We start from the raw sequence: 17759 nt of genomic DNA, 5'->3' as shown, positions 1-17759 counted from the left end.
ACGATATAACGATTGAATGATAATAATTTGATATTATTACTATGAATGAACCTCATTTGTACTACTCTGTCTCTCCAATGGATTTTAGTGACGAGCAGATTAATCTGACTTATTTAAAGCAACAACTTGATGAATTCCAACAATGGTCAGTTGCACAATTTAAATTAGGAGCAGATATTGATGCATTAGTGCATTTACGGAGTTTATTCATAGATCGGTTACTAAAACGTTTATGGCGTTATCATCAAATTCCAAAGCAAATTTCTTCGCTATTTAAACACAATCGTATTGCTTTAATTGCTGTCGGTGGGTATGGACGTGCTGAACTGCATCCCTTATCAGATATTGATATTCTCATTTTAAGTGATTACCCGCTCACACAAGATCTTGAAAAACAGATCAGCGACCTAGTTCGTTTACTTTGGGATCTACATTTAGATATTGGTCACAGTGTCAGGACTCTAAAAACTTGTCTGCAAGAGGCTAAAAATGATATCACTATAATGACCAACCTGATTGAATCCAGAATTATTTGTGGTAATGAGCTATTATTAAATGAGCTTCGAAAGCAGATCTTTAGCGACAAAATTTGGCCATCTCCGATTTTTTATCAAGCCAAAATTAAAGAACAACAAGAGCGACATAAACAGTATCACAGTACCAGTTATAATCTTGAACCTGATTTAAAAAATAGTCCTGGCGGTTTACGGGATATGCAGATCATCCAATGGATTGCCATTCGTCATTTTGGTGGCGAATTTTTACAGAAAATCGCAAATTTCAATTACCTCACACCTGAAGATATTGATGAATTTAAGACCTGCCGCAAGTTTTTATGGCGAATACGTTTTGCGCTTCACAGTGTGATTAGCCGCTATGATAACCGATTGTTATTTGATCGCCAGCTTAGTATTGCTAATATGTTAGGTTATAGTGGTAAAGGTAACGCACCTGTTGAAAAGATGATGCATGATTATTATCGCGTTGCACACAATATTACTGAACTCAATCAAATGTTATTACAGCTGTTTGATGAATCTATACTTGAACTTAATCCACAAAATAAACCTTACGATATTGATGAATATTTTCAGATAAGAGAAAAATTGATTGATGTAAAAGATGACACTATTTTCAAAAAAGATCCTGTCATGATTATGCAGCTTTTTTACACCATTTTACTCAATCCACAAGTGATAGGTCTTTATTCTAATACCATAAGGCAATTACGCTCAGCGAGAAGAACATTGACAAAATTATTGTGTGAAGAGCCAAAAGCCAGACAACTTTTCATGCAAATTATTAGGCATCCGGATGCAATAAAAAAAGCCATATTACCTATGCACCAATATGGAATACTTACAGCCTATATACCAGGTTGGAAACATATTGCTGGTATGATGCAATTCGATCTATTTCACGTATATACTGTTGATGAGCATACTATTCGCCTACTACTTGAATTAGATAATCTCAAAAGCGAAAATGGTATACAAAAACATCCAAATAGTTCAAAAGTATTTGCCAAATTATCCAAACCCGAATTATTAATTATTACCGGTTTATTTCACGATATTGGCAAAGGTCGTCATGGTGATCACTCTGAAATAGGTGCGCAATTAGTTAAAGAGTTTTGTCAATTACACCAAATCGATACGAAAGATACCGAGTTAATTATTTGGTTAGTTCGCTATCACTTATATATGTCAGTGACGGCACAAAGTCGCGATTTACAAGATCCGTCCGTTATACGTGAATTTATACAACAAGTAAAAAGTAAACGCCGTTTACAATATTTGCTCTGCTTAACCATTGCTGATGTGTGTGCGACCAACGAAACACTTTGGAACAGTTGGAAACAAAGCTTAATGCGTGAGCTATATTACATCGCTGAACGTTCATTGGATTCTGGAATACATCAAATCCCAGAACAAAGAAGTATTGCCCGTGAACATAAACAAGAAGCGTTAGCAATCTTACTGGAACAAAATTATGACGAGGCAACAATTAAAAACCTTTGGCAAGATTACCGTGTTGATTACTTCTTCCGTTATACAACAGAACAAATTGTCTGGCATGCACAAAATTTGATACACCATGATTTAACGCAGACATTAGTCCTTATCAATCCAAACCCTTCTCATGGTGGTAGTGAAATCTTTATCTATTCACCAGATAAACCTTATCTATTTGCTACCACATGTAATATTTTAAATATGCATAATTTAACCATTCACGATGCACTTATCATTACTAATAAAAAAGGATTTGCGCTTGATACCTTTATTGTCCTTGAGCCAAGCGGGCAAACAGTACAAGAAGATCGACATCAAGGCTTGATAAAGTCGCTTGAAAAAGCACTACAACATCCAGTCTACAAAGGTGTTACAATTAAACCACCTAAGCAACGGTTACGCTCATTTTCAGTACCGACACAAGTTAACTTCTTATCGGCCTTGAATCAAACTCAAACTTATATGGAACTCATCGCGCTTGATAGACCCGGTTTGCTTGCTTGTGTTGGTGAAGTATTTGCCGATTTAGACTTATCATTGAGTAGTGCTAAAATTGCCACGATTGGAGAACATATTGAAGATCTGTTTATTTTAACAGATAAACATAACAAAGCGCTCAATGAAAATATGTGTCATAAACTACGAGAATCAATAGTCAATGCTATTGACTCAATGAATTAATTTAATTAACTAAAGATAAAAATCATGCAATTTTTTATTATTCTTTTTCCTATTTTTTGTATTTTTATTGTAGGATTTATCGCCCAAAAGGCATTGAAATTTGATGTGGCAAATCTGTCCAAAATGTCCCTATATGTCCTTTCTCCCTTTTTGGCATTTAAAACATTCTATACCCATACCCTAACTATTGATTATCTATACTATATTTTTTACATTTTTGGACTCTGTTTTGCCTTAGTTGCGATCATCTCCATTTGGTCGATTATCATGAAATACTCAAGCCGAGAACGGTGTGCCATGATATTAAGTTCCTGTTTCATGAATAACGGTAATTACGGAACGCCAGTACTGCTAGTCTTTTTTGGTTCAGTGGGATTTAATTTGGGCGTAATTATGATGGTATTACAACAGTTTGTCATGAGTACTGTTGGCATTTATTACGCTGCCAAAGGCAGCTCGCATAGCGATATTGTTTCGCAAAAAGATGTGATAAATAAAGTTATACGTATGCCAGTTGCTTATGGCGCGTTTTTGGGGATCTTCTTCCAGCTTTGCCATATCCCATTATCAAAATCAATTATGACATCTATTGGCATGATTGGCGATGCATCAATTGTGATTATTATGATTATTCTGGGAATGCAATTGGCAAAAATAAAAATTAAACAACTTGATTACCCAAAAGTCTCCATTGCACTATTAACCCGTATGGTTCTTTCACCAATAGTGGCTATGACAATGGTTTATTTTATGCCGATTGAACCTATTTATAAGCAAGTTCTTATTGTGCTTGCTGCCATGCCAACCGCGGCCAATACTACCTTAATGTCAGTTCAATTTGATACTTACCCAGAACTAGTTTCCAGTGCCACACTAATTAGTACCATATTGAGTTTAATAACATTACCGATTGTTTTATGGCTAGTCGGCGCACCGATACCATTTTAATGTCAAGATTCTCTCTCTAACCACGGGAGAGAAAAGATGATAGCTAAAATCCGTTATTTTTAAAAATCTCATCTGGATTGTCTCCAGTACGTAAGTTTTTATTTAATCCATTTATCTGTTTCATCTCTTTCGGCGTAAGTTCAAAATCAAATAGATTGGCATTTTCTGCGATACGATCCGGATGTCCCGATTTAGGAATAACAATATAACCATTTTGTAAATGCCAACGAAGTGTTATTTGCGAAGAAGATTTATGGTATTTATCACCAATTTCAACTAATAAAGGATCACTGATAACTTTATTTCGTCCAAGAGGTGACCATGCTTCAATGGCAATATTGTGTTTGCGTAAATATTTAACTAAATCAACTTGTGTTAAATAGGGATGAATCTCAATTTGGTTAATCATCGGTTGAATATTGGCTTTCTTGGCAAGTAACTCAAAATGTGAAATATGAAAGTTACAAACACCAATAGCGCGTACAAGTTTTTGTTCATATAGCGTCTCAAATGCTCGCCATGTATCAAAAAATGTATCAATCAAAGGCCAATGAACTAAAAAGAGATCGAGATAATCAAGTTGCAAATCGTTTAATGTATTTTCAAAGCTAATTAAAGTCTTGTCATAACCTTGATTGCTATTATCAATCTTACTGGTTATAAACAGCTTTTCGCGTTGAACTCCACACTGTTTCAGTGCTTGTCCGAGAGGTTTTTCATTATGGTAAAACTGTGCTGTGTCAAAGGCTCGATATCCCACTTTTATAGCGGCATTAATAGCGCGAGATAACTGATCAAATTCTGTTAATGTATAAGTACCAAAACCAAACTGCTCCATAGCTACATCATTACTTAAAACAATCTTATTATTAATAGAAAAAGTCATCATTCGCCTCCTTACTTCTTATTTTAAATGATAAATAAATCATTAATATTTATTGATATCCATAAACTAAGGTTAAAAGTCGTTTTCACCATACCACTCATCTTCAAAAATTTTAACAAAATCGACTAAAAATTTATGTCTTTTTAAAGCTATTTTTTTAGCTGTATCTGTATTCATCATACTCTTAAGCAAAAAAAGTTTCTCATAAAAATGATTGATAACTGTACTAGGTTGCTTATAACTATTTTCATCTAGTAAAGTTCGCGGTGGAATATTAGGATCATACATTATATTATGTTTATTCCCACCATAATAGAAAGTACGCCCTATCCCAATTGCACCAAGGGCATCAAGACGATCTGCATCTTGTACAATTTGTCCCTCTAAAGATAATACCTTTTTTTCAGTAAGATTTTTTCGATATGACATGTTATCAATAATATCAAAAATGGTTTTAATTTCATCATCATTGATTTTTTGTGATTTTAAATAAGTCAGTAACTCTCTCACAGCTTGATCTACATCAGCTACCACCTTTTCGTCTATAACATCATGTAAATAGGCACTTACCACAACAATAAAATAATTTGCATTGGGTTCATGTTTTAAAATTCGCTGAGCCAATTTTACAACACGCTCAATATGCGCCATATCATGCCCTGAAAAATCATCTGCCAGTTTTTGTCTTACAAATGACTGAATATTTAAAATGATGCACTGCTGCGTTGGTGTTAATTGACTATTGATTCGATTATTCATCACTTTTACCAATATTATTATAATAAAAGTTAATATTATAGATACACAAAAATTAATTTGCAGGTTATCCTAAGCGTTTACAAAATATATCTCAAGGATTAAATAACCATTAACGAATAAAAAAGCTGTCTGGTTATACATCTTCTCATTTTTATAAAAATTTACGACAAAGTAATGCCTTTAAATAAGATCTATTGTTTTAAAAGCAAAATAGCACCAATAAACACCCTTTAATCAAGTATAAAAATAAGCGTCCAATACCCGTTTAACTTGAGTAGTAATAAATAAACAAAGTTTGTTAAAGATTAATACAAAGAATTAATATTTTTTTTTAAATTTTTTTATTTTCTATCGATTGTTTTCACTAATTTGGGGATGTAGAATGCGCAAATCTAAAATATTAACTAAAATATTAAGCAAGCAAGTATTGGAGTTGTTTAAATGAAAATATCAGCGCGTAAAGTTTTACCGTGGCAACTCATAGAATACTTCACTCGCTATCGCCAATTATTAGCTTTATTATTGGGTCTATCGATATTTTTTATTGCTTTAATTGTTTGTTGGCATCTATTAAAAGAAATTAATCTCCATGATCTAAAACATTCACTTCATAGACTTTCTATCCACGCAATATTACTCGCATGTCTGTCTGCAGTAGCAAGTTATATAATGTTAATCTGTTATGAATGGTCAGCTGCACGTTATGCCGGCGTAAAATTAAAGTCTTCGATTATCATCCTTGGTGGGATTTGTGCTTCTGCTATTGGTAATGCCATTGGATTATCAGCTTTATCTGGTGGTGCAGTGCGATGTCGTCTCTATTTCAAATATGGATTAACCACAATTGATGTAGCGAGAATGTCCATCTTTATTACGCTCTCTTTAGGATTTACCCTTCCCTTATTGGCAGCTATCACCGCGCTAATCCATACTAAAAATACCATGCTAGCCTTGCATGTATCAGCAACTACGGTTCGATTCACCGTTAGCCTGGTATTTTGTCTTTATATTGCGCTTATTATCTCTTTATATCGCCATAGACTAACTGAACGACCAAACAAAGACACCAGACTATTTCAACTGTCCCGTTGGACTATTCGCTTACCTAATTTACGTTTAGCATCCTGTCAATTTCTTATCACTTTATTTGATGCTATTTTTGCCGGTGCAATTCTCTATTTCTTATTACCAGTGCAACCTAATTTTATTACATTTATCATGATCTACATTCTTGCTCTGGTCGCTGGCGTACTTAGCCATGTACCTGGTGGTGTGGGTGTTTTTGAAGCTATTATACTGGCAGCATTCTCTTCAGAAATTGGTGCTGCCTCATTAACCGTTGCGCTACTTATTTACCGAATTATTTATATTTTAATTCCGCTTATTCCTGCCGGAATTTTATTACTTGCTCATGAAGGTAAGCACTATTTAACCGCCCCACAAATGAAAGAAACAGAAACCGGGATCGCTGCTTCTGTCATGGCGGCACTTGTATTTACTGCGGGTGTTATCATGATGTTTTCAAGCCTTATACCCGGATTTAATCCACATCTAGTCACTACCTTCATCCCTAAAAAAATCATTAATATTGCGCATTTAACCGCGAGTTTAATAGGTGTTTTATGTTTACTGCTCGCTTTGGGATTACGTCGCCGACTTTTTTCAGCGTGGGGCGTTTCAGTCTGCTTATTGCTTATGGGTAGTGTCTGTTCATTATTACGCGGGCTACATTGGATTGAGGCGCTTACATTACTAGGTATTGCGATCTTATTAATTAATTTCAGACAAGCGTTTTACCGCAAAAGCCGACTTAGAGTACTCCCTTTTTCCTTCAAGTTTTTTGCTATCTGTTTTTGCATGCTTGCCCTATTTGTTTGGCTCATCTTATTTATTTATCAAGATGTTCCTTACAGTCACACATTATGGTGGCAATTTGAATTAGATAGTCGGGTACCAAGAGCGTTACGGGCAGCATTAGGTAGTTTTATTCTATTAAGCTGTATCATGCTTTTTTGGATCTTCCGTCCCGCTCTACCTATTTTAACTAAGCCTAATAAAGAGCAACTTTCTAAAGCTTTGCAAATTATCTTAAACTCTAAACAGCCCGAAGGTGGACTGGCAATGAGTGGAGATAAGGCATTACTTTTCAATGAAGAAAATACAGCCTTTATTATGTACGCAAGACGAGGACGAAGTATGGTAGCCCTTTACGATCCAATTGGAGACAATCCAGAACGAGCAGATTTAATTTGGGTTTTTCGTGATTTATGCGATCAACATCACCTGCGTCCTGTTTTCTACCAAGTCAAAGCGGCTAACTTACCCTTTTATATGGACATCGGGTTACGCACAGTAAAACTTGGTGAAGAAGCTTTAGTTAATTTGAGAAAATTTGATTTAACCTCAAAAGGTTATAAAGATCTTCGTTATACTTGGAACCGTGGACAACGCGATGGTTTATCTTTAGTATTTTATCCGCCCGGCACCGCACCACTTGATGAATTAAAAGTTGTTTCTGACACATGGCTTAAAAATAAACATTCTAAAGAGAAAAAATTCTCGTTAGGATCATTTTCTAAAGAGTATTTAGATAATTTCACCATTGCGGTCATTAAATATGAAGGGCGTATTATTGCTTTTGTCAATCTACTGGAAACTCAACAAAATTATTCCGCTAGCATCGACTTAATGCGCGTTATGCAAGATATACCTAAATTAACGATGGAATTTTTAATGGTAGGCTTAATTCTCCATTACCAAGAAAAAGGATTTAAATATTTTAGTTTAGGTATGGTTCCACTTTCTGGTATGCAAAGACGACGAGGCGCACCTATGATTCAAAGACTTGGCGCCTTAGTCTTTCGACGAGGTGGTCGTTTTTATAATTTCCAAGGATTACGTCGTTTTAAAGAAAAATTCGCCACGCAATGGGAACCTCGCTATATGGCCGTACCGGCAGGACTTGATCCACTAGTGGCATTAATTGATACAACCATGTTAATTTCGGGTGGTATTACCGGACTAAAAAAGAGCAAGAATCCATAAAATGAAAAAATTTTTACGCTGTGTGCTAATACTATTTATCACTCTACTTATAATAATATTGGCATTTTTTGGCTGGTACTTGATAAAAAATTTAGCCAGTGCATCTGTTAAAACCATTCAAATAACCAATGATTTTTCGCTTATAAAAGCAACACCAAAAAAATCCGCTGAAGCGGCAGCAATTATTGTTGCAACCAAAAAAAATCACTTCACTGCCGAACAACTACTAGATTTATCCGAAAAAATGGGCGCAAAGTTAGTACAATTTGAATTGAAACCACAAGCGAGTTGTAGTGAGCAACAAAATCGTTTCAATCAGGCTACCAAAATCTTAGATGAAACTCATTTTGCTGTTGCCGGTATGGAAGAAGGTGCGGCTTTTGCCTACCGCTGGTTAACAAAACAACAAAATGATACAGCTAAAGCATTATCGGTAGAGTTTACTTTAGATCATAAAGACTGTGATGAACCATTACCAACCCAAGCAACACATGGCGAATGGCAAGTTATTTGGAATAATCCACCGGATGAAAATGTTGCGGTGTTTCCTCGAGAACAAAAAAACATTACCGTCAACACCTCAATAGGTGAATATGAAGCATCACCAACCAAACTATTAAGTTTACATCTATCATCTATTCTCTTTGGTGAACATGAACAACTCCCCGTTATTGAATTACCTGCAACAAGTAATGAAATTCACCCTAAAACAGTTACCTTCTATTATTCCGGCGACGGTGGCTGGCGTGATTTAGACAAAATCTCTGCCCAATATATGGCCTCGCATGGTTATGCTGTAGTTGGCGTCGATGCATTAAAGCTATTTTGGCAACACCGCTCCGTTGAACGAAGCGCTAAAGATCTTACTCACTTAATGCAACAATATCGCGATAAATGGGGAACCACTCGCTTTATCTTAGCAGGTTACTCATTTGGAGGGGATATATTACCAGCACTTTATAATCGTTTATCAACTGAAGATAAACAAAGTGTCAAGGCACTGGTTTTAATTGCTTTCTCAAAGGATGCTAATTTTGAAATTGAAGTCAGCGGTTGGTTAGGTCAGTCTGGTGACGAAATGAAAACTGCACCGGAAGTAAATCCTATTCCCGCCAATAAACTATTTTGTATTTATGGTGAAGAGGAAAAAGAGGAAACAGGATGCTTACAACCAGAAATGCACGGTGAAGCATTTAAATTGCCTGGCGGGCATCATTTTGATGAAAATTACCAACACCTTGGACAAATTATTATGCAAGCCATTGATAAACGCATGTAATAACCAATAGACTCAACTCAATCATAAAAACAAAAGGGGCAATGCCCCTTTTTATAAATAATCAAATCGCAATGATTTACTATTTTTTGCGAACTCTTACTTTCCCTTCAGATAACAACACACCACAAAGTGTAAATAATGTGCCTATGGCAGCGATCCAAGTAAAAGGCTCATTTATAACAATCATTGCGGTAACAATCGTAATGATTGGCACTAAATAGATATAAATACTGATCTTAACAGCTCCCACCAATTTCACTGCATAATTCCAAGAAGCAAAACAGATAGCCGATGCTCCAACACCTAAAAAGATAATATTAAATATATTCACTGGGTTGGAAAAACGATCTAAATCCAATTCAAAATTGAAAATATAAAGCGCGGGTAACATGAGCATTAAGCCATAAAAAAAGAATCGACGCGTTAATAAAATAATATTGTAACCATAATTACTACTTTTTTTGGTTAAAATTGAATAACCAGCCCAAAAAATACATGCAAAAACAGCGAGTAAATCGCCTAATGGATTCACAGAAAGCACAAATTTACCATTAAAGGTAATTAAAGCAATTCCGATAATGGCAAATATACAACCAATATAAAAACTTTTAGCTGGTTTTTCGGCTTTCAAAAAGAATATAGCTAAAATCGCAGTAAATACAGGAGCTAAAGTCGTAATAACACCAACATTTGAGGCTGTTGTATAAGTTAATGCTATATTTTCACATAAAAAATAACAGGTTACACCACAAAACCCAGCACACATAAATAGCAACTCTTGTCTAAAACCTTGCCAGACAAAAAAACGTGGCGATAAAATCCAAAGAGTAATATAACCTAAGGTAAATCGAAAAAAGAGGATCTCAATTGGTTTAAATTCTGTTAATAAAACTTTAGTGGCGATATAGGTTGTACCCCAAATAAATACTGTCATTAGCGCAATAAGATGCCCTTGTGACCTTTTTGATAATAACATGGAAATTCTCTCTGCTCACATAAGATATAACGCCACCACAGCATAGATTATTGTTCTAAATGCCCTACTCGTCCGAATAAAACAACTCAAACTAGATTAGAATAATTTTGTTGAAAGGACTTGATAACGTATTAAAAAACTCTATTTTAATTAAAAGATATACTATTGGGTCAATACTAACTTCCTGTTTAGCTTTGTGCAAATATTTTTTATTTACATCAAAAAGCCAAAATTCAGATGCCATACTAACACTATTTCATTAGCCTTGTTGTAATGTCAAAATGGTAAACGCTAGACAAAAAAAAACCACTCACAAAAAGTGAGTGGAGGGCAAAAAATGAAAAAACGTAATCTGAAAATATAGACAGACCAAATAAAGAAAAGTTCAATTTAATTTCACCTATTTTTTAAATATTTAACCAAATACATCTTATTGTATTGATTTTATTGGAAATAATTTTTTATTTTTTTTCAAAAAAAATAAATACCAACAAAAAAGTGAACAATTATCAGTGATATCTTTGTTAAGATCTAATCACATCGATAAAATATAGTACCTTAGTAACAAATTTAAACATCACTCAATAACATCATTCTCTTTTAACCATTCACCTATAACCTAAATTCAACATCAAATCATAAACAAAATTAATAAAAAGCATCATGGGCTATTTCATACCTGAACAGTTTTCTTAAATAAAGAATCAGCCGATTTTAACTAACTTATTTTCTTTATCACCGATGTTATCAAATGCCATTTTTTTAAAAAGCATTACCTAATTAATCTATTTAAATTCAATTTTAATCAAAAATTATACTGAAACGTATAGTTAACCTGAAACTTCTTTACAACATACAGTTACATATCAATCAACACAGCTACATTTTTAACAATTTATAAAGCAATTCGATTAAATTGCGTATTAAATAGTATTAGCGATATACTGTTAACATTAGTTTAAACGCCAGTTGCTAAGGACAAATTATGAAAAAGAATGTTGTTTTATTTAGTAAAATCCCTGCAGATCAACAAGCTCGATTAGAACAGACTTTCAATTTGACACTATTTGATCGTAATCCTGATACCGAACCCAAAGCTTTCATCCAAGCATTAACCAATGCAGACGGAATGATTGGAGCCAACATGCCAACCCGTATAGATGACAACTTTCTTAGCCAAACTCCAAAATTAAAAGCGGCATCAACAATTTCGGTTGGATTTGATAATTATGATCTACCGGCATTAAAAAAACATGGTGTACGCTTAATGAATACTCCTAAAGTATTAACTGAAAGTACTGCTGATCTAATTTTCACCTTACTTATGGCGACGGCACGCCGAACTGTTGAATTATCGAACCTTATTCATAACGGCAAATGGAAAAAAAGCATAACTCCAGAATATTATGGTTGTGATATTCATGGTAAAACAATTGGTATCTTAGGTATGGGACGAATTGGCAAAGCCATTGCGAAAAGAGCCTATCACGGATTTGATATGAACGTAATTTACTACAACCGCTCGGCACAACCTGATGCTGAACAAGCATTCAATGCCAAACGACTTGAACTTGATGATGTATTAAGCAAAGCAGATTTTCTTGTCATCATACTCCCACTTACACCTGAAACGGATCGACTAATCACCAAAGAAAAACTAGCCTTAATGAAACCGTCAGCCATATTAATTAATGGTGCCAGAGGACGTATTATTGACGAACAAGCACTAGCAGAGGCACTAAAAAATAAAACAATTAAAGCAGCTGGTCTTGATGTATTTGAAGTTGAACCGCTACCGACAAACTCACCACTTCTACAGCTTGAAAATGTACTATTATCGCCTCATGTAGGATCGGCAACAGTAGAAACGCGTTATGCAATGGCAAAATGTGCAGTCGATAATATTATTGCCGCATTAAAAGACGAAAAACCAACCGAGAATTGGGTGAATCCAGAAGTAGGTTAACTTGTATTCCCACTTGAATTCACCTATAATGCCCCAACATTGTACTAAGTTACAATTCACAATTGGGGCTGATTCTGGATTCGACGGGATTTGCGAAACCCAAGGTGCATGCCGAGGTGCGGTAGGCCTCGTAAATAAACCGCAAAAAAATAGTCGCAAACGACGAAAACTACGCACTAGCAGCTTAATAACCTGCATAGAGCCTTCTCTCCCTAGCCTCCGCTCGTAGGACGGGGATCAAGAGGAGTCAAACCTAAACGAGATCGTGTGGATGCCTTGCTTGGGGCTGAAGCATTAAACATAATCAAGCTAGTCTATCAGTAGCGTGTTTGTCCGCAGCGGGTAGATGAAATCTAAAGACAAACTACGCATGTAGTACCGAGGATGTAGAGATTTCGGACGCGGGTTCAACTCCCGCCAGCTCCACCAATTCGCTATTTCGTAAGATTCTTTTAAACCCACTAAAGCACACCAAACCCTGTAATAACAAGCTTTAAAGGCTGTTTTAGTATTCCGTAAGTATCAGTAAGATACTTTTACAACCACAATTTTTAGGTATATGTTTAGTTATACGGATAACATATAACTAAAAATCGTATAACAATGGCACGTATAACTACCCCCCTTTTTGAACATTAAATAAAAATGTTACTTCATAAATATATATAAATTCTTTTTATGTTAATTTAACTCACACTATAGCCAAAGGCGTTTGAGTGTTTGTTAACTAAACTCACAAACCTCTTTTATTTTTTCTAAAAATAACTTACTGGCATTTGATAAAACTTGATCTTTTTTCCAGATAATATTTAAACCAGACTCAAGTTTTGGTGCAAATGGTCTAAAACATATTGGACTTTCATCACTAGTATTTGCTAGTTTATCAAGTGTGATTGCATAACCAACCCCTTCACGTACCAAAATAGAAGCATTAAAAATCAAGTTATAGGTGGCTACAATATTAAGTTTGGTAGCCATATCTCCAAGCCAATTAATGACATTATTTTTAGATAATGATTCTATTAATAATTGTCTAGAACAAATAAGTGGTAGATTGGCTAAATGGGAAACGGTTATCATATTAAATGTGGCTAAAGGGCTATCTTTTCGCATCAATAAACCCCACGTATCATTGTTTGGCATATTTAAGTAATAGTAATTAGAAACATTAACAGGTTCAATTACTATTCCAAAATCGAACAATCCTTTATCTAGTTTTTCCATTACATATTCAGCATTGCCACTATAAAAATGAAAATGAATATGTGGATACTGTTCTTGTATCTCTTTCGTTATCTGGGCTATATATCTAAAGACTTCTGTTTCACCGCAGCCAATGTGAATATTGCCAGTAATATTTTCCTTTATATCCACAAACTCTGCTTTGGTTTTATTGACCAAATCTAAAATCTCATTTGCACGTTTACGTAATAAAACACCTTCTTCCGTTAAACTAATACGATGATTACTACGATGAAATAGCTTTTTTCCCAGTTCATCTTCTAACTCTTTTAATTGGCGTGAAAGTGTAGGTTGAGTCAAATATAAAGCATTAGCTGCTGCAGTAATACTACCTTCATTGGCAACAGCTAAAAAATACCTTAATACTCTAATATCCATTTATTTATTCTCTTAAAAAATCATATTTATGCCTAAAAAGCATTATACATCATAAATTATAGGTATTTGTTATGAATAAGTAATGCAATTAAAATTTAAATAAACATACATTACTAGATAAATTATGTACCGTGAGAGAGCAAGAACTATTTGAAAATAGATTTGTTTCACCTAAACATACCTACTGGTTAGCTATTCTGTCCCTATTTATGGGGGTCTCTAGCCTTATTACCTCAGAATTTATACCTATTAGCCTATTAACACCTATTGCACATGACTTAAGTATTAGTGAAGGTTTAGCTGGACAGAGTATAACTATGGTTGGTATTTTTGCTGTAATTGCAAGTTTATTGTTATCTCCCGTAGCTAAACATATTAACCGTAAAATTATTTTACTCGGCTTTTCAGTTATTGTGATTGTATCCAATCTCATCGTAGCTTTTTCCTTAAACTATACAATTTTGTTAATTGGTCGTGGTTTATTGGGTATTTGTGTGGGCGGTTTTTGGTCAATGACCTCGGCAGTAACACTACAACTTGCAACATCTAAAGATATATCTCGCGCACTAAGTATTATCTATGCTGGTGTTTCGGTTGCCACTATTATTGCTTTACCACTCTCAAGTTATATAGGGAATATTATGGGGTGGCGTAATGTCTTTATTATCGCTGCATTAATGGGATTAGTCTCTTTAATATGGCAACTTCTTACCTTACCTTCACTACCCGCCCAAAAGGGTAATAGCTTTAGTTCAATGTTCAATTTATTAAAACAACAATGGATCTCTATTGGCATACTGGCAATTATATCGAGTTATGGAGGTTATCATATTGTTTTTAGTTATTTACGACCTTGGTTGCAAAATGACCTTCAATTGGCATCAAACATAGTCACTCTTACACTTCTTTTATTTGGTATTGCCAATTGTGCAGGAACAGTTATTGCTGGTTACTTCTTAGGACAATTCTTTAAAATCACCATGTTTGTGGTTCATTTGTTATTTTTTGTTATAGCAATAACACTCTTTTTTAGCAAAGACCTTATTTCTGAAAACCTAATAATGATTATTGTTTGGGGGCTTTTATTCGGTTTTATTCCAGTTGGATGGACTACTTGGATAACTCGCACATTATCAAATAAAGCTGAATTAATGGGTGGTCTTTCAGTAGCGGCTATTCAACTTTCTATTGGTATGGCCACAGCCATTGGCGGGAATTTATATGATTACTTTGGAAGAAGTGGACTTTTTATTGCATCAGCAGGCGTTATGTTATTAGCCATTTTATTCATACATTATAGTTTTTCAATTTATTTAAAGATGATGAAAAAACCGGTGTAACCGTACTTTTAAAAAAGTACATTGACTAGTGAGGTGTATATGAAAAAGCAATTTATTTTGTTAAAACAATCTGTAATGGTAATTGCCATAACCATTTTTGGAATTATTCTATCTTTTAATGCAAGGGGGCAAGATATGTTAAATGATGCCAATAATTTTTATCAAAGTAATCTTGTAACTGTTCAAAAAGTTACCTTTAAAAATCAATATAACATGCAGGTTGTGGGTAATTTATTTATGCCTAAAGAAATGGGTGAAACTACCTATCCTGCCATTATTGTTGGTCATCCAATGGGAGCGGTAAAAGAACAAAGCGCTAATTTGTATGCAAGCAAAATGGCTGAACAAGGTTTTGTTACTCTGGCTATTGATCTATCTTTTTGGGGAGAAAGTGAAGGTACTCCGCGTAATCTAGTATCGCCTGATATTTATGCAGAAGACTTTAGTGCTGCTGTTGATTTTCTAGGCACAAGGCCTTTTGTGAATAAAGAACGTATTGGTGTGATTGGTATCTGTGGTAGTGGAAGTTTTGCCATTAGTGCAGCTAAAATTGATTCTCGTCTAAAAGCGATTGCAACAGTAAGTATGTATGACATGGGTGCAGCTAATCGCCAAGCACTTAGACACACTCTCACACTTGAACAAAGAAAACAAATTATTGAACAAGCTTCAGAACAACGTTATGTTGAATTCAATGGTGGTGAAACCAAATACACTAGTGGTACCGTCAATCAATTAACCGATCAATCAACACCAATTGAACGTGAGTTTTACGATTTTTATCGGACCCCTAGAGGTGAGTTTACACCTAAAGGACAATTGCCAATGCTAACAACACATCCTACTCTTACAAGTAATGTTAAATTCATGAATTTTTATCCATTTAATGACATAGAAATGATTTCTCCAAGACCACTTTTATTTATCACTGGTGACAAAGCACACTCTAAAGAGTTTAGTGAAGATGCTTACCAGCGAGCTGTAGAGCCTAAAGAGCTTTACTATGTTAAAGGAGCTGGACATGTTGATCTCTATGATCGTGTCGATCTTATTCCATTTGATAAATTAACAGATTTTTTTAACAAATACTTAAAGTAAAATTTATTGTACAAGACAGAGGAAGCTATGATTAAACTATGCTACAACCTACTAATTATTAATATACTCATGGTGTTTTTTATGCAAGTCTACGCTAATAATAACTCAACCAAAATAATCGCTCACATCAAATTAACCCTTGATAACCAACCTATTATTATTGAATTATTTGATAACTCAGCTAGCAGACAGTTATTAAAACAGCTTCCTCTTTCTTTAACATTATCTGATTTTGCAGGAGAAGAAAAAATTGCCTATCTCCCTAATAAACTAATCTTACAAGATACACCCAAAGCAAGCACAATACCGAGTGATTTTACTTACTATGCTCCATGGGGTAATTTAGCCATATTTTATAAAGGCTATGGACAAGCTGAAGGTGTCTACGCATTAGGTAGAATTAAAGATGGAAAAGAACTACTTGCACAACTCAAGCAAAACACTACAGTTACATTAGAGTATATTGATTAAACATATAATTAGTAAATATAGCTATCAAATACCATTTAACAAGATATCTTATTTCACAAAAATCTATTTTTTCTTCAAAAAATAAGGGGGATTTAATTTAACTATTCCAATTAGGAAGGAATATAGTAATATCAATGGATAAGAGTTCTAATTCAACTCCCATTGGCAAATTATTGTTGATTGATATTCTAATTAATAGACATTAAATAAAAAATCTCATTTCATAAAAATATACAAACTGTGTTTTTATATTAATTTAACGTTCACTATAATTAAATACTTATAGGAACCAAATTAATGCATTCTATTGGATAAGTTACACTAATTAATACCACTTTTATAAAGTCACTGTTATGATAAACCAAACCTAAATAAAGTAATAACAATGACCATAAATTCCCCTCAGTCAGCGTTTAAAAATAAGAAGAAATCGTTCCTATTATCAGATTTATGGTTTAAGGAAGCTACAGCCAGTGCTTAGAAAACAAGGAATGAGGTTATCACGAAGACGAATTGGTTTGATAATGTATGAAAATTGTGGGGCTAAAAAATACACCTGCAAAAATATCGAGTCCATATTAAAAAAAGCAATAAATTGACGATGAAGAATATACTTAATCATGAGTTTACAATAGGTCAACTGAAAAATATCTGTAACCAATTTAAATTATATTC

The 17759-nt window shown here is 34.3% G+C and carries 12 protein-coding genes and 1 other RNA gene; 9 read left to right on the top strand and 4 right to left on the bottom strand.

Annotated features, from left to right (window positions below; translation table 11 throughout):
* Window positions 1-41: 41 nt before the first annotated feature.
* Together glnD and A9G11_RS11105 are read left to right on the top strand one after the other, a co-directional pair.
* Window positions 42-2696: a bifunctional uridylyltransferase/uridylyl-removing protein GlnD gene (glnD, locus tag A9G11_RS11110; RefSeq protein ID WP_065619681.1), complete on the top strand. Its 2655-nt coding sequence runs from the start codon at window positions 42-44 to the stop codon at window positions 2694-2696.
* A gap of 24 nt (window positions 2697-2720) precedes the next feature.
* On the top strand, window positions 2721-3644 hold the full coding sequence (locus tag A9G11_RS11105) for an AEC family transporter (protein WP_065619680.1): 924 nt from the start codon (window positions 2721-2723) through the stop codon (window positions 3642-3644).
* Between the two features lie 43 nt (window positions 3645-3687).
* On the opposite strand, the gene A9G11_RS11100 is transcribed toward A9G11_RS11105, so the two are convergent.
* Together A9G11_RS11100 and A9G11_RS11095 are read right to left on the bottom strand one after the other, a co-directional pair.
* On the bottom strand, window positions 3688-4530 hold the full coding sequence (locus A9G11_RS11100) for an aldo/keto reductase (RefSeq protein WP_065619679.1): 843 nt from the start codon (window positions 4528-4530) through the stop codon (window positions 3688-3690).
* Between the two features lie 72 nt (window positions 4531-4602).
* Window positions 4603-5289 carry an HD domain-containing protein gene (locus tag A9G11_RS11095; RefSeq protein WP_081298545.1) on the bottom strand — a complete coding sequence of 229 codons (687 nt, stop codon included), beginning with the start codon at window positions 5287-5289 and terminating at the stop codon, window positions 4603-4605.
* Window positions 5290-5730: 441 nt separating this feature from the next.
* On the opposite strand from A9G11_RS11095, the gene mprF reads away from it, so the two are divergent.
* Window positions 5731-8334, top strand: a complete 2604-nt coding sequence (gene mprF, locus A9G11_RS11090) for a bifunctional lysylphosphatidylglycerol flippase/synthetase MprF (protein WP_065619678.1) — start codon at window positions 5731-5733, stop codon at window positions 8332-8334.
* A 1-nt stretch (window position 8335) separates the two neighbouring features.
* Window positions 8336-9613, top strand: coding sequence for a virulence factor family protein (locus A9G11_RS11085; RefSeq protein WP_065619677.1), 1278 nt, complete (start codon window positions 8336-8338; stop codon window positions 9611-9613).
* A 79-nt stretch (window positions 9614-9692) separates the two neighbouring features.
* Here A9G11_RS11085 and A9G11_RS11080 read toward each other — a convergent pair whose 3' ends face one another.
* A complete protein-coding gene (locus tag A9G11_RS11080; RefSeq protein WP_065619676.1) occupies window positions 9693-10589 on the bottom strand; it encodes a DMT family transporter in 897 nt (298 codons plus the stop codon).
* 985 nt (window positions 10590-11574) lie between these two features.
* On the opposite strand from A9G11_RS11080, the gene A9G11_RS11075 reads away from it, so the two are divergent.
* Window positions 11575-12555, top strand: coding sequence for a 2-hydroxyacid dehydrogenase (locus tag A9G11_RS11075; protein WP_065619675.1), 981 nt, complete (start codon window positions 11575-11577; stop codon window positions 12553-12555).
* Between the two features lie 64 nt (window positions 12556-12619).
* Window positions 12620-12984, top strand: a transfer-messenger RNA (tmRNA) gene (ssrA, locus tag A9G11_RS11070).
* Between the two features lie 294 nt (window positions 12985-13278).
* Here ssrA and A9G11_RS11065 read toward each other — a convergent pair.
* Window positions 13279-14175: a LysR family transcriptional regulator gene (locus tag A9G11_RS11065; protein ID WP_065619674.1), complete on the bottom strand. Its 897-nt coding sequence runs from the start codon at window positions 14173-14175 to the stop codon at window positions 13279-13281.
* Between the two features lie 131 nt (window positions 14176-14306).
* On the opposite strand from A9G11_RS11065, the gene A9G11_RS11060 reads away from it, so the two are divergent.
* The 3 genes from A9G11_RS11060 to A9G11_RS11050 all read left to right on the top strand — a co-directional run bounded on the left by A9G11_RS11060 (window position 14307) and on the right by A9G11_RS11050 (window position 17084).
* Window positions 14307-15515, top strand: a complete 1209-nt coding sequence (locus A9G11_RS11060) for an MFS transporter (RefSeq protein ID WP_065619673.1) — start codon at window positions 14307-14309, stop codon at window positions 15513-15515.
* 75 nt (window positions 15516-15590) lie between these two features.
* A complete protein-coding gene (locus A9G11_RS11055) occupies window positions 15591-16613 on the top strand; it encodes an alpha/beta hydrolase (RefSeq protein ID WP_065619729.1) in 1023 nt (340 codons plus the stop codon).
* Window positions 16614-16694: 81 nt separating this feature from the next.
* Window positions 16695-17084, top strand: coding sequence for a cyclophilin-like fold protein (locus A9G11_RS11050; RefSeq protein ID WP_081298542.1), 390 nt, complete (start codon window positions 16695-16697; stop codon window positions 17082-17084).
* Window positions 17085-17759: the final 675 nt, after the last annotated feature.

It is taken from the genome of Gilliamella sp. wkB108, assembly GCF_001690195.1.
Lineage (GTDB): Bacteria > Pseudomonadota > Gammaproteobacteria > Enterobacterales > Orbaceae > Gilliamella > Gilliamella apicola_L.
This window is presented reverse-complemented; position numbering and strand designations above follow the sequence as displayed.

What these genes read in the sequence shown, in the direction of transcription:
- glnD (WP_065619681.1), top strand. Translation starts at nt 42, where the DNA reads ATGAATGAACCTCATTTGTACTACTCTGTCTCTCCAATGGATTTTAGT.
- A9G11_RS11105 (WP_065619680.1), top strand. Translation starts at nt 2,721, where the DNA reads ATGCAATTTTTTATTATTCTTTTTCCTATTTTTTGTATTTTTATTGTA.
- A9G11_RS11100 (WP_065619679.1), bottom strand. Translation starts at nt 4,530, where the DNA reads ATGACTTTTTCTATTAATAATAAGATTGTTTTAAGTAATGATGTAGCT.
- A9G11_RS11095 (WP_081298545.1), bottom strand. Translation starts at nt 5,289, where the DNA reads ATGAATAATCGAATCAATAGTCAATTAACACCAACGCAGCAGTGCATC.
- mprF (WP_065619678.1), top strand. Translation starts at nt 5,731, where the DNA reads ATGAAAATATCAGCGCGTAAAGTTTTACCGTGGCAACTCATAGAATAC.
- A9G11_RS11085 (WP_065619677.1), top strand. Translation starts at nt 8,336, where the DNA reads ATGAAAAAATTTTTACGCTGTGTGCTAATACTATTTATCACTCTACTT.
- A9G11_RS11080 (WP_065619676.1), bottom strand. Translation starts at nt 10,589, where the DNA reads ATGTTATTATCAAAAAGGTCACAAGGGCATCTTATTGCGCTAATGACA.
- A9G11_RS11075 (WP_065619675.1), top strand. Translation starts at nt 11,575, where the DNA reads ATGAAAAAGAATGTTGTTTTATTTAGTAAAATCCCTGCAGATCAACAA.
- A9G11_RS11065 (WP_065619674.1), bottom strand. Translation starts at nt 14,175, where the DNA reads ATGGATATTAGAGTATTAAGGTATTTTTTAGCTGTTGCCAATGAAGGT.
- A9G11_RS11055 (WP_065619729.1), top strand. Translation starts at nt 15,591, where the DNA reads ATGGTAATTGCCATAACCATTTTTGGAATTATTCTATCTTTTAATGCA.
- A9G11_RS11050 (WP_081298542.1), top strand. Translation starts at nt 16,695, where the DNA reads ATGCAAGTCTACGCTAATAATAACTCAACCAAAATAATCGCTCACATC.